Origin of the sequence: Methylosinus sp. Sm6, assembly GCF_019802345.1 — a bacterium.
Classification (GTDB): Bacteria; Pseudomonadota; Alphaproteobacteria; order Rhizobiales; family Beijerinckiaceae; genus Methylosinus.
Genome location: NZ_JAINDZ010000066.1, coordinates 1 through 11,646, shown reverse-complemented (window position 1 = coordinate 11,646; position 11,646 = coordinate 1). Strand labels below are relative to the sequence as shown.

Genomic DNA, 11,646 nt, shown 5'->3' with positions numbered 1-11,646 from the left:
CGCTACGGCGCTATGAAAAGCGCGCGTCGCGAGCGGCTTGCTCCCGAACTGCTACACCACCGGTGGGGACACGACCTCGGATGTTTTGGGGCTTCACCCCTGGCCGGAGCCGCGCTCGAGGGAATGCCTCCCCCCGCCCGATCGACTTTGTCCGGCCGTCCCTGGATCACGGATCGGCCCGAGAGCCGATCCGGCGGCTGGCCAGCCCTGCCGGGACCGGGGCAGGTCCCTACATTCGGCCGCCGTCCCCCGCCCGCGCCCCTTCCCCTTGGAGCGCCCCATTCTGGACGGGAGCGGCGGATGTATAGGACTATTGTCCTTATATTGTCAAGAGGCCCTCGTCCAGAGGAGCCCGCGAAGCGGGCGTCTCGAAGGACGGCCACAGCGAGATTCCTGAGGTTTCTCCCGTGACCGTCCTTCGAGACGCCGCCTGCGGCGGCTCCTCAGGACGAGGGTTGCGGATTTTTATCCTTCACCTCATCGCCTCATCTCCGGGCGCGCGGCCCCGCGACAAGCGCGGCCATGACGCTGGAAGCAGGTCGGCTCGTCAATCCGCATTCGGAGCCCTGGGCGCTCTGGACATAGGCGCAACAATGGCGTCGAATGCCCCCCATGTCCCAATTCTCATTCCTGCAGACCGAATTTCCCGATGTCTTCGCCCACGCCGCGCGCGCCGAGGCGCTGGCCCGCAGCGATTCGCGCGGTGCCGCCTTTTATTGCCGGCTGGCGCTGGAGACCGCCGTCGAATGGCTCTATCGCCATGACGGCACGCTGCGCAGCCCCTATGAGCGCACGCTCGCCGCCCTCATAGCGGCGCCGAGCTTCCAGACGCTGCTCGGCCGCACGCTCTGCATCAAGGCGCGCTTCGTCAAGGATGTCGGCAACGCCGCCGCCCATGGCAAGCCGGTCTCGGCGGTCGAGGCGGCCAATGCGCTGCGCGAATTCTACGATCTCTCCTATTGGCTTGTCCGCACCTACGCCAAGAGCGTGACGCCGCCGGACGCGCCCTTCAGCCTCGACGCGCTGCCCAAGCTCGCGCAGGTCCAGCAGACGACGCTGGCGCAATTGCAGGAGATCGCGCGGCGCTTCAAGGCGACTGTCGAAGCGCGCGAGGCCGCCGAAGCCGCCCGCGCCGCGAGCGAGGAGGGCAACGCCGCTCTCGAGGCCGAGATCGCCGCGCTGCGCGCCGAGATCGCTCGAGTGAAGGCGGCGAATGAGGCGCGGCCGGATACGCATGACTATCGCGAGAGCGAGACCCGCGATCTCTTCATCGATCTGCTGCTGCGCGAGGCCGGCTTCGACCCCAAGGCGCCGGATGTCGCCGAGGTGGAAGTGCGCGGCATGCCGAACGCCAGCGGGATCGGCTTCGTCGATTATGTGCTGCCCGGCGCCGACGGACGGCCGCTGGCGTTAATCGAGGCCAAGCGCACGCGCAAGGACGCGCGCGAAGGCCAGCAGCAGGCCAAGCTCTATGCCGACTGCCTCGAGGCGCGATATGGCCGGCGGCCGGTGATATTTTACACCAATGGCTATGAGCATTGGATCTGGGACGATGCGCGTCATCCGCCGCGCCCGATCCAGGGCTTTCTGAAGCGTGACGAGCTGGAGCTGATGCTGCAGCGGCGCGAGACGCGCAAGACGCTCGCGCCGGAGAATATCGACAAGCAAATTGTCGATCGCGCCTATCAGCAGCGCGCCATTCGCCGCGTGACGGAGGCTTTCGAGCGCGACCATGCGCGCAAGGCGCTGCTGGTGATCGCCACCGGCGCCGGCAAGACGCGCACGGTCATCGCGCTCTGCGATCTGCTGATGCGCGCCAATTGGGTGAAGCGCGTGCTGTTCCTCGCCGATCGCACCGCGCTGGTGCGGCAGGCGGCGAACGCCTTCAAGGAACATCTGCCGGGCGCTGCGACGGTCAATCTGCTCGACGACAAGACGCAGGAAGGCCGCGTCTATGTCTCGACCTATCCGACCATGATGCGGCTGATCGACGATGCGGGCGCGGAAGGGCGGCGCTTCGGCGTCGGCCATTTCGATCTCATCGTCATCGACGAGGCGCATCGCTCCGTCTATCGCAAATACAAGGCGATCTTCGATTATTTCGACAGCCTGCTGGTGGGGCTGACGGCGACGCCGAAGGGCGAGGTCGACCGCGACACTTATCGGCTGTTCGATCTCCAGACCGGCGTGCCGACCGACGCCTATAGTCTGGACGAGGCGGTGCGCGACGGCTTTCTCGCGCCGCCGCGCGCCGTGTCGTTGACCACGGATTTTCTGGACAGCGGCATTCGCTATGATGCGCTCTCCGACGACGACAAGGAGAAATGGGACGCGCTCGAATGGGAGGAGGACGGCGCCGTTCCCGGCGTCGTGGAGGCGCCGGCGATCAACAAATGGCTGTTCAACGCCGACACTGTCGACCGCGTGCTCGAACATCTGATGCAGAACGGGCTGAAGGTCGCGGACGGCGACCGGCTCGGCAAGACGATCATTTTTGCAAAGAACCGCGATCACGCCAAATTCATCGCCGAACGCTTCGACGCGCATTATCCGCATCTCGCCGGCCAGTTCGCGCGGGTGATCGATCATTCGATCTCCTATGCGCAGACGCTGATCGACGATTTCTCGCAAGCGGAGAAGGCGCCGCATATCGCCGTGTCGATCGACATGCTCGACACCGGCATAGATGTGAAGGAGATCGTCAATCTCGTCTTCTTCAAGCCGGTGCGCTCCAAGACCAAATTCTGGCAGATGATCGGCCGCGGCACGCGCCTTTGCGAAAATCTGTTCGGCGAGAAGCAGGACAAGGAGTTCTTCTACATCTTCGATTGGTGCCGCAATTTCGAGTTCTTCGACGCGCATCCGGATGTCGCCGAGGGCAAAGCGGGGGAGTCGCTGGCCAAGCGCCTTTTCATTGCGCGCGTGGAGCTCATCGGCGAGCTGGATGGCGCCGCGCCGCAGGCGCCGGCCGGCGATTATGCGCAATTGCCGCCGGCGGTGCTGCACGCCGGCGAGAGCGGATCGGAGGCCGATCGCGACGCGGCCGTCGCGGAGCTGCGCGCGTCGCTCGTCGGCGATCTGCGGGCGGAGATCGGCGGCATGAGCCTCGATAATTTCCTCGTCCGCCCGCATCGGCGCGCGATCGAGAGATTTTCCGCGGACGCCGCCTGGGCGCGGCTCGACGCCGACGCGCGCGCGGAATTGATCGACCATGTCGCCGGCCTCCCCTCCGCCATCGGCGACGACGATCTTTCCGCCAAGCAGTTCGACCTGCTGCTGTTCCGGACCGAGCTGGCGCTGTTGCGCGTGGAGCCCTCTTTCGTTCGTCTGTCGGGGCGCATTCGCGAGCTGGCCTCGCTGCTCGAAGGTCTCGCCAATGTGCCGATGGTCGCGGCGGAGATCGCGCTGATCGAGGAGGCGCAGACCGACGCCTTCTGGCAGGATGTGACGCTGCCCATGCTCGAGAGCCTGCGCCGGCGATTGCGCGCGCTCATAAAGCTGATCGAGCGCGAGAAGCGGCCGATCGTCTATTCCGATTTCGAGGATCGCAGCGGCGGCGGCGCCGAGGTGGAGCTGCGCGGCCTGCCGGTCGGCACGGATATGGACGCCTTTCGCCGCAAGGCGCGCGTGTTCCTGCGCCCGCACGAGAACCATATCGCCGTCCTCAAGCTCAAGCGCGCGGAGCCGCTGACCGCGACCGATCTTTCCGAGCTCGAGCGCATCTTCAAAGAATCCGGAGCAGACGACGCCTCCCTCGGCCTCATCCAATCAGAGGGCGGTCTCGCGCGCTTCGTTCGCTCGCTCGTCGGCCTGGACCGCGAGGCGGCGAAGAAGCTGTTCTCGGAATTCGAGGACGGGCGGGCGCTGACGGCCGATCAGCACGAATTCCTGAACCTCGTGATCGATCATTTGACCGAGCGCGGCGCGATGGATCCCGCTCTGCTCTATGAGACGCCTTTCACGGATTTCGACAGCAATGGCGTGGAAGGCGTCTTCGAGACCGCCGACGTATTGCGCCTCGTCGACATCCTCCAGCGCATGGACGAGCGCACTGCGGCGTGAAGGGAGCTTTGGTCGACGCCGATGCGCGGCCGTCTCGAACCGAATCTGAGCACATTGGCTCATCTTCCGCTGGAATTGCGAAACATCATCGGCGGCAGGCTGTCGGGCGGTTGCGTCGCGTGTCGCGTGAAGCCGCCGCCACTCAAAAAAACTCGTTTGAAATCAATCGTAGTCACTGCGACAGGACGCGGCGGGAAAACCGCGGCTCCACCGCGGCGTCAGGGCTAGAAATCGCTGGAATTTCAATTGGCTGGGGGACCTGGATTCGAACCAAGATTAACGGAGTCAGAGTCCGCTGTTCTACCGTTGAACTATCCCCCAACGCCCCGCTCTCGCGGGAATCGCGGCGTGCGGGACGATGTAATGAGCCCTGAGGATCGTGTCAACTCGGCTTCGACAGCCGGCGCGCGCCGCGGTCCGTTTCGACGACCCTGCGCGCTCCGGGGCTTCTCCTCGCCGAGCGGCGCTCATGGCCCGCATCATCCGAATTGAAGGCCCGAGGGCTCTCCCGCGAAGCGGGGGAGGGGGCGCTATCACATTCACTTTTAGTGACGCAGGCGCCGCTGCAATTCGGCGATGTCGGCCACGAACCACACGCTCCGCCCGCGGTTGGCTTCGATCACGAAATCGCGGAACGCCTGATCTGCGCGACCGGCGCGGAGACGTCGCCGAGCAGCGCGACGCATAGCCGATAATTGACGAACTTCTGAATTGCGGCTCCGGCCAGCCCGGTTTCGAGGCGAAAAAAATCCTCTGCGAGACGCGCGACAGGAATCACGGCGATCGCGGCTTCACGCTCCAGCGCGGCGCTCACGAAGTCGGACGCGTCTCGCTCCGCCGCGAGAAGCGGTCCGCGCTCGGCGAAGACGATTGCCCTCACGCTTCCAATGTCGCACGTGCTCTCACACATGCCGCTCGCCTCCGCTCGAACGCGACGACCTCGATCCGATCACGCCGCCGCGCTCTTTTGATAATCCTTCACATCGGAGAAGACCACCGCCGGGTGGCGCTCGGCGTCATAGCGCAGCGAGAACTCGCTCGGCGACATGAACACAGGCGCGCCGTCTATATCCTCGGCCATGGACGAGCCATGCGTGTCGATGAAAATCTTCAGCGCCGTCGGATCGGCGGAGGCAATCCAGCGGCACAGCGAGAAGCGCGAGGTCTCGTATTTCGCGTCGAGGCCGTATTCGGCCTCGAGCCGCGTCGCCAGCACGTCGAGCTGCAGCGCGCCGACGACGCCGACGAGCGCGCCCGAGCCGTCATTGGGCAGGAACAGCTGCACCACGCCCTCCTCGGCGAGCTGGCGCAGCGCCTCGCGCAGCTTCTTGGCCTTCATCGCGTCGGAGATCACGATGCGGCGCAAAATTTCCGGCGCGAAGCTCGGCACGCCGCGGAAGGAGATGTCCTCGCCTTCGGTGAGCGTGTCGCCGATGCGCAAGATGCCGTGATTGGGAATGCCGACCACATCGCCGGCATAGGCCTCATCGGCGATGGAGCGGTCGCGGGCGAAGAAGAATTGCGGCGCATTGAGGCTGATGGTCTTGCCCGTGCGCACGATCTTCGCCTTCATGCCGCGCGTGAGCCTGCCCGAGCAGACGCGCATGAAGGCGATGCGGTCGCGATGGTTCGGGTCCATATTCGCTTGGATCTTGAACACGAAGCCGGTCATCTTCGGCTCGGCCGGCGCGACGGCGCGCTTGTCGGCCTCCTGGCCGCGCGGGGAGGGGGCGTATTGCGCCATCGCGTCGATGAGATCGCGCACGCCGAAATTGCGCAGCGCGCTGCCGAAGAACACCGGCGTCAGATGCCCTTCGCGAAAGGCCGAAAGCTCGAAGGGCTTGCAGCCCTCCTCGGCGAGCATCGCCTCCTCCCGCCATGCGTCAGCGTCATGCGCGGGCAGCAGAGCGGCGAGCGCCGGATCGTCGAGCCCGCTGACCGGCATGGGCTCGGCGTCGGAATCGACCTTGCGCACGCTCTTGGCGCCGAAGCGATAGGTGCCGGCGAAGCTGCGGCCGGCGCCGATCGGCCAGGTGATCGGCGCCGTGTCGAGCGCCAGCGTCTTTTCGATCTCGTCGAGCAGCGAGAACGGGTCGCGGCCCTCGCGGTCGAGCTTGTTGATGAAGGTGACGATCGGAATGTCGCGCAGCCGGCACACCTCGAACAGCTTTCGCGTGCGCGCCTCGATGCCTTTGGCGGCGTCGATCACCATCACCGCGGCGTCCACCGCCGACAGCGTGCGATACGTGTCCTCGGAGAAGTCTTCGTGGCCCGGCGTGTCGAGCAGGTTGAAGACGCAGCCGCCATATTCGAAGGTCATCACCGAGGTGACGACGGAAATGCCGCGCTCGCGCTCGATGCTCATCCAGTCGGAGCGGGTCTGCTGCGCGTTGCGCTTGGCCTTCACCGCGCCGGCGAGCTGGATCGCGCCGCCGAACAGCAGCAGCTTCTCGGTGAGCGTGGTCTTGCCGGCGTCCGGATGGGAGATGATGGCGAAGGTGCGCCGCCGCGAGATGGGATCGCTCGGCTGAGGCGTGGTCAAGGCGGAGGCTCGCAGGAGAGGGGTCGATTGTCGCAGACGCCCCCTTTAGGATCATTCGCGGCGGAGGGCCAGCGGCAAGTCGATCTCCGGCAGGTAATCGGGTGAACGCCAGAAAGGGCGTAGGGCCGGCCGGGGTGGGGTTCCGCTCGATAGACTCGGCGGGTCACCCCCTCCCGAGCGGCTTCGGCGCTCGACCTCCTCCCTCGAGGGGGAGGTGGAAACGCCTCTTCCGGCGCGGCCTCCGCGGCGAAGCGGCCGCCGCGAGGCCGGGGGCGTCACCGCCCATAGGGCGATGGCGAGCCCGGAGGAACCTCGGGGTCGTGGCCCCAGCTCGGATAATCGTCGGTCAGCGTCTTCATGAAGGCGACGAGAGCGGCTTCCTCGCGAGCGGTGAGGCGGAGGTTTCCGAGCTCATTTTTATTGACATTCTGCGGGATCTCCGGCGCCGGCCAGCCGGTGACGCCGAAGCGCGGGCTGCGATTGTCCGCGACATGCCCGAGCGTGTCGCGCGTGTTGTAGAAATGGGTGATCTGCTCCAGCGTCTTGAACACGCCATTGTGCGCATAGGGCGGCGTGACGGCGATGTTGCGCAGCGGCATCACCTTCTGCTTGCCGATCTCGCGCCCCTGCGGATCGGCGGCCGCGATGTCGGGTCGTCCGCCGAGCCCCTTGTCGGGGGCGGGATTGCCGGGGATATCGAGATTCCGCGGGACGCCGATGTTGTCATAGGTGAAATCGGTGAACAGCGCGGGCGTCCACGTCCCGTCGGCGCTCTTGGTCGGCGTGCTGATGTGGCAGCCGCCGCATCGGGCCTTGCCGTTGAAGAGTTCGAGGCCCTGGAGCTCCTGCGCCGTCAGCTTGGTGGAGCCGATCATGAAATAATCGAACTTGGAGTTGAACTTGGCGAAGGGCCGGCTGCGCTCGAAGGCGCCGATCGCCCGCGTCATCGCGCCATAGACGGCCTCGATCTCCGTCGCCGAGAGCGATCGGTCGATCTTCAGCCCGTAGACGAACCAGAACAGCTGGCGGTACGACGCATTCGCCTTCAGACGGTCGACGACGGCGGCCTTGCTCGGCATGGCCATCTCGACGGGATTGAGGAGGGGCTGGCCGGCCTGATCGGCGAGGGTCGACGAGCGTCCGTTCCAGAACTGGCCGCCCACATAGACCTCTTCTTCGGAATCCCAATGAAAAGGCGGGCTGAAGGCGGCGTAGGCGTCGCTCGGCGCCTCGAGGCTGCCGAAGCGTCCGAGAACCGATCCCTCGGACACGGGGGTCCCATGCTCGACATTATCCGCGTCGACGAAGCCCGGCGCCGCGAGCGGCTTCCCGGTCTTCGGATCGCGGGCCGGGGTCGGCTGGTGGCAGCTGGCGCAGGACTGGTTTCTCCGCAGAGACAGGTTTTTGTCGGAAAAGAGCTGCGCGCCGAGTCCGATCTCCAGCGCGCCCCTCGCATCCACGGCCGCTTCGCGGGCGCTGGCGCCGCGGCGCAGATCGGCGAGAAATGCGGCGCGAGCCGCTTCGAATTGGGCCGGGCTCGCCGGCCTGCGCTCTTGCGCCGACGCCGATCCGGGAACGACTGCGATCAGAGCGGCCGCCGCCAGTGGCGCAAATCGCCATGCGCCGTACTTATTCTGCATCATCGAAGACCCCCATTTTTCCGTCGCAGGACCAGCATCGGGGGCGAACATGACACATTTTTTCAAATGCGTGTATTTTCGATCTTATACACGTATTGCGTGCTGCGCCATGCTGTCGCATGGCGCAGGCGTCGGCCTCGGATTAGTTCCGACGGCCATCGGCGTTCTTTATCCGCGGGGCTCGATATGTCGATCTCGACGTCGTTTCTGCAGGCGGCCGGTGTCGGCGTGGCGATCGCCGCGCCGGTCGGCCCGATGAGTCTTTTGTGCATGCGGCGCACGCTCGCCGGCGGCTGGCGGGATGGTCTCGCGGTGGGAGGCGGCGTCGCGCTCGGCGATGCGACCTATGCGCTCGTCGCGGCGCTCGGCCTCTCCGGCGTTTCCGGCTTCGCGCTCTCCTACGAAAAGCCGTTGCATGCAGCCGCGGGCCTGTTCCTCGTCTATCTCGGTCTCACGACGTTCCGGACCCATCACGCCGGCGACGACGCGCGTGAGGTCGGCGCAGCCCGGGGCGGGATGCGTATTTTATGGACGTCGACTCTGCTCACCCTCGCCAATCCTCCGACGATCGTCATGTTCGCGGCCGTTTTCACCGCTCTCGCGCCGACCGGCGGCTTCGAATGGACGGGCGCGCTGGCGACGGTCGCGGGCGTCTTCACCGGCTCGTTTCTGTGGTGGTGCGGCTTGGTGACGGTCGCCGGCGCATTTCGTCACGCGATCGGCCGAAAGCTGCGGATTTGGATCGATCGCGTCGCCGGAGCGGCGCTCGCGGCCTTCGGCATTGTGGAACTGCGCCGCGCGATGTGAGCCGCGATCGGGGCGGCGGGCGTTTCGCCCTCTCGTCAAGGCGGGTCGGACCGCGAAGCGGTCCCGGCGCCGGCCGCGGCGATCAGCTCCGCCAGGGTGAAGTCCGTTCGGCCCCCGACACATCGGAGGATCGCCTCGATCCGCGGCAGATCGCCCGGGCTCTCGACGTCGAGCCGAAGCTCCGGGCGCGCCGCCTCCGGCGGGGCCTTCAGGCTGAGCGGGCGATAAATGCGGCTGTTCTCGCGCAGAAACGCCGGTCCGCGTCGGCGCTGCTCCGGCGCGCCGCAGCGCGCCTCGGCTTCGGCGAGCGCCGCCAGAGTGAAGCCGTCGATCTCCATGCCGCGCGGATAGGTCGGCGCGAGCGTGTTGCCGATCCAGTCGAGCATTCCATCGGTCATCTGCAACAGATCGGCGACTTGGGTAATCAGCGCCGGATCGATCAGCGGATTGCGCGCGTCGATCAGCACGCCGCCCTTGGCGCCGGCGGCGCGCAGCGCCGCGAGCAGGCGGCCGATGAGATCGTCGGCGTCCCCTGTCTGACAGGTCACGCCGCGCGCGGCGCAAAAGGCGCGGATCGGCTCGTCCTCCGGCGCGTCGCTGGTGGCGACCGCTATTGCCGCGAGCTTGTCGGCGCGCGCGACGCGCTGCAGCAGGAAGCCGAGCAGCGGCTCCCCGCCCAGCGGCGCCAGAGCGCCGGTCTCGCGGCCGTCGCGGATCATGACGGCGGAGATGATGGCGAGGACGTTCATCGGCGCGGCCTCAATCGCGGATTTCGGTCTGAATGGTGAAAATGTCGTAGGGCGGAGCGTCCTCGCCATTGGCGTAGCCCATGGGCTCGCCGGCCTCGCCGTTCGGCGCGACGGAGCGGCGGACGAGGCGGCCGATCTCCCCGCCATAGACATGTACGGCGATGGCGGCCTCCGCGCCGGCGAGGCGGATGACGGCGTCTCCCGCCGAGCGAAAGGCTTCGACGGCCCCTCGCGGCAGCTCGCGCGGCGTCCCGCCGACGAGGCTGCGCGCTGGCGCTCCGCGCAGCGCGCCGACGATCTCCCAGACGCCCGGCTGCTCGATGGCGAGCGCCGCGCCGGCCGGGATCACCGAGGCGACGACGGAAAAGCGCTCCATGCCGTCGCTATAGAGCTGATATTGCCGCGCCTCGCCGGGGGGCGCGGCGACGAAGGCGTCGGGGAGCCAATCGTGGCCGGCGACGAGCCGCGTCATCAGATCGCGGCCGATGAGCAGGATTTCGCGCTCGCTGTCGGCGAGCTCGACCATGGATTGAATGTCCCAGATGAACCGCTTCAGGGCGGGGGGAACGGGGACGCGCGTCGGCTCGGCGGGGGCGGGGGTCATGACGCGAGGGAAGCAAGCGATGCGCCATGGGGGTGGCGGCGTCCCAGACGCTTCCGACCCAGGCGGCACGAAGCCTCGATCGCTTTCTCCACGACTCAACCCGTTGGAAATTCGAATCGGATGCGGCCGCGCGGAACTCCTGACTTCCGCACGCCGCTATCATGCTTCGATGAGCGCTTTGAATGCCTTCGCGTTTATAGCGCGCTCTCCAAACTCCGCGAATAATTTGAGCAGAGGGCCGTCATCTGTTACCAATGTTGCTTGGTTCTTTATCGCAGTCTCGGCGATCAGGATGTCCCGGTGTTGGCCCAGCCCATCTCCTCCCGGCTTTTTTCCTTTTTCCTCATCGAGCTTCTGCAGTCGCGCCAGCATCTTCTCGTAATTTCCGCTCCCGTCGTTCCAAGGCGCCTCACCCCAACCGGCCCCGGCGATGTCAAACGCAAAGCTCGAGGTCGGCGTCAGCGAAGGAATGATTTCATCGAAGAGAGCGAGAAGCTGTTCACGCCGCGCTAGGTCAGGACACTTGCGAAGTTCGTCCAATTGGACTCCCGTGGCCAACAAATGAACCACTCGATTCGGCGGAATCACTACTTTTCCGTCGATCAGGCGATCAAACAAATTCGAGTCCAACATATATTTTTCCGACATACATCCTCTTTGACGGTGCGAGCATAAGGCCCGATAGGCAACCGCGCCCCTCCGCGCGGTTTTCACATAACTGCCCACGCACGACAACCGACGCCGCCGCAGCAGCGTCGAAGCGCGCTCTCTCCGCCTCGAGGCTCCAAGCGTCACACATTTCCACGCGCGCGTCACGGCCTTCCCCACGCCTCGCGGCTGCCGCCCTATCGGGCAAGCTCCTCATAGAGATCGCGCCAATCCGGATTCATGTCGAGGATCAGCCTGGCCTTCCACGCGCGACGCCAGTGCTTCATATTGCGCTCGCGTTGAATCGCGTCGCGGATATCGTCGAAACGTTCGTACCAGACGAGCCGCGTCAATCCGTAGCGCTTCGTAAAACCCTCGTAGAGGCCTTCGCGATGCTCGAAGGCACGGCGCGAGAGGTCGCTCGTCACGCCAGTGCAGAGCGTGCCGTTCGGTCGGTTGGTCATGATGTAGACCCATCCTCCACGCATGCCGCAGTCTGCGAGGCGTGGATGGCCGGGACAAGCGCACGGCTGTCCGGCACAAAAATTGGTTGTACAAGCGCATGACATTGATTCTAATCCGGTCCTGAGTTTG

Annotated in this window: 10 protein-coding genes and 1 tRNA gene; 2 read left to right on the top strand and 9 right to left on the bottom strand. The window is 65.9% G+C overall.

Going from position 1 to position 11,646, the window contains the following annotated elements; all coding sequences use genetic code 11:
- Positions 1-612 precede the first annotated feature (612 nt).
- Entirely contained in the window at positions 613-4,062 is a 3,450-nt protein-coding gene (locus K3F48_RS22725) for a DEAD/DEAH box helicase family protein (RefSeq protein WP_222577722.1), read from the top strand.
- Between the two features lie 247 nt (positions 4,063-4,309).
- Here K3F48_RS22725 and K3F48_RS22720 read toward each other — a convergent pair.
- The 5 genes from K3F48_RS22720 to K3F48_RS22705 form a co-directional block, all read right to left on the bottom strand.
- Positions 4,310-4,383, bottom strand: a tRNA-Gln gene (locus K3F48_RS22720).
- Between the two features lie 224 nt (positions 4,384-4,607).
- Positions 4,608-4,748, bottom strand: a complete 141-nt coding sequence (locus K3F48_RS25070) for a DUF4180 domain-containing protein (RefSeq protein ID WP_370631481.1) — start codon at positions 4,746-4,748, stop codon at positions 4,608-4,610.
- Positions 4,682-4,972: a DUF4180 domain-containing protein gene (locus tag K3F48_RS22715; protein ID WP_370631480.1), complete on the bottom strand. Its 291-nt coding sequence runs from the start codon at positions 4,970-4,972 to the stop codon at positions 4,682-4,684. The genes K3F48_RS25070 and K3F48_RS22715 overlap by 67 nt, the downstream gene beginning before the upstream one ends.
- 39 nt (positions 4,973-5,011) lie before the next feature.
- Positions 5,012-6,604, bottom strand: coding sequence for a peptide chain release factor 3 (locus K3F48_RS22710; RefSeq protein ID WP_222577721.1), 1,593 nt, complete (start codon positions 6,602-6,604; stop codon positions 5,012-5,014).
- 275 nt (positions 6,605-6,879) lie between these two features.
- On the bottom strand, positions 6,880-8,247 hold the full coding sequence (locus K3F48_RS22705; protein ID WP_222577720.1) for a cytochrome-c peroxidase: 1,368 nt from the start codon (positions 8,245-8,247) through the stop codon (positions 6,880-6,882).
- 183 nt (positions 8,248-8,430) lie between these two features.
- Here K3F48_RS22705 and K3F48_RS22700 point away from each other — a divergent pair, with 183 nt between their 5' ends.
- Positions 8,431-9,051 (top strand): LysE family translocator, encoded by a 621-nt coding sequence (locus tag K3F48_RS22700; protein WP_222577719.1) that lies wholly within the window; start codon positions 8,431-8,433, stop codon positions 9,049-9,051.
- A gap of 35 nt (positions 9,052-9,086) precedes the next feature.
- Here K3F48_RS22700 and K3F48_RS22695 read toward each other — a convergent pair whose 3' ends face one another.
- The 4 genes from K3F48_RS22695 to K3F48_RS22680 all read right to left on the bottom strand — a co-directional run bounded on the left by K3F48_RS22695 (position 9,087) and on the right by K3F48_RS22680 (position 11,516).
- On the bottom strand, positions 9,087-9,800 hold the full coding sequence (locus tag K3F48_RS22695; RefSeq protein WP_222577718.1) for a cytidylyltransferase domain-containing protein: 714 nt from the start codon (positions 9,798-9,800) through the stop codon (positions 9,087-9,089).
- Positions 9,801-9,810: 10 nt separating this feature from the next.
- Positions 9,811-10,404 carry a hypothetical protein gene (locus K3F48_RS22690; RefSeq protein ID WP_370631479.1) on the bottom strand — a complete coding sequence of 198 codons (594 nt, stop codon included), beginning with the start codon at positions 10,402-10,404 and terminating at the stop codon, positions 9,811-9,813.
- 159 nt (positions 10,405-10,563) lie between these two features.
- On the bottom strand, positions 10,564-11,052 hold the full coding sequence (locus K3F48_RS22685; RefSeq protein WP_222577717.1) for a type II toxin-antitoxin system VapC family toxin: 489 nt from the start codon (positions 11,050-11,052) through the stop codon (positions 10,564-10,566).
- 197 nt (positions 11,053-11,249) lie between these two features.
- The gene (locus K3F48_RS22680) at positions 11,250-11,516 is read right to left on the bottom strand and encodes a GIY-YIG nuclease family protein (protein WP_255609651.1); all 267 of its coding nucleotides are present in this window, start codon (positions 11,514-11,516) and stop codon (positions 11,250-11,252) included.
- Positions 11,517-11,646 lie beyond the last annotated feature (130 nt).

Bases quoted from the DNA above. Each gene is read 5' to 3' on its own strand.
- K3F48_RS22695 (WP_222577718.1), bottom strand. From the start codon at position 9,800: ATGAACGTCCTCGCCATCATCTCCGCCGTCATGATCCGCGACGGCCGC.
- K3F48_RS22685 (WP_222577717.1), bottom strand. From the start codon at position 11,052: ATGTCGGAAAAATATATGTTGGACTCGAATTTGTTTGATCGCCTGATC.
- K3F48_RS22700 (WP_222577719.1), top strand. From the start codon at position 8,431: ATGTCGATCTCGACGTCGTTTCTGCAGGCGGCCGGTGTCGGCGTGGCG.
- K3F48_RS22705 (WP_222577720.1), bottom strand. From the start codon at position 8,247: ATGATGCAGAATAAGTACGGCGCATGGCGATTTGCGCCACTGGCGGCG.
- K3F48_RS22680 (WP_255609651.1), bottom strand. From the start codon at position 11,516: ATGACCAACCGACCGAACGGCACGCTCTGCACTGGCGTGACGAGCGAC.
- K3F48_RS22715 (WP_370631480.1), bottom strand. From the start codon at position 4,972: ATGTGTGAGAGCACGTGCGACATTGGAAGCGTGAGGGCAATCGTCTTC.
- K3F48_RS22690 (WP_370631479.1), bottom strand. From the start codon at position 10,404: ATGACCCCCGCCCCCGCCGAGCCGACGCGCGTCCCCGTTCCCCCCGCC.
- K3F48_RS22725 (WP_222577722.1), top strand. From the start codon at position 613: ATGTCCCAATTCTCATTCCTGCAGACCGAATTTCCCGATGTCTTCGCC.
- K3F48_RS25070 (WP_370631481.1), bottom strand. From the start codon at position 4,748: ATGCGTCGCGCTGCTCGGCGACGTCTCCGCGCCGGTCGCGCAGATCAG.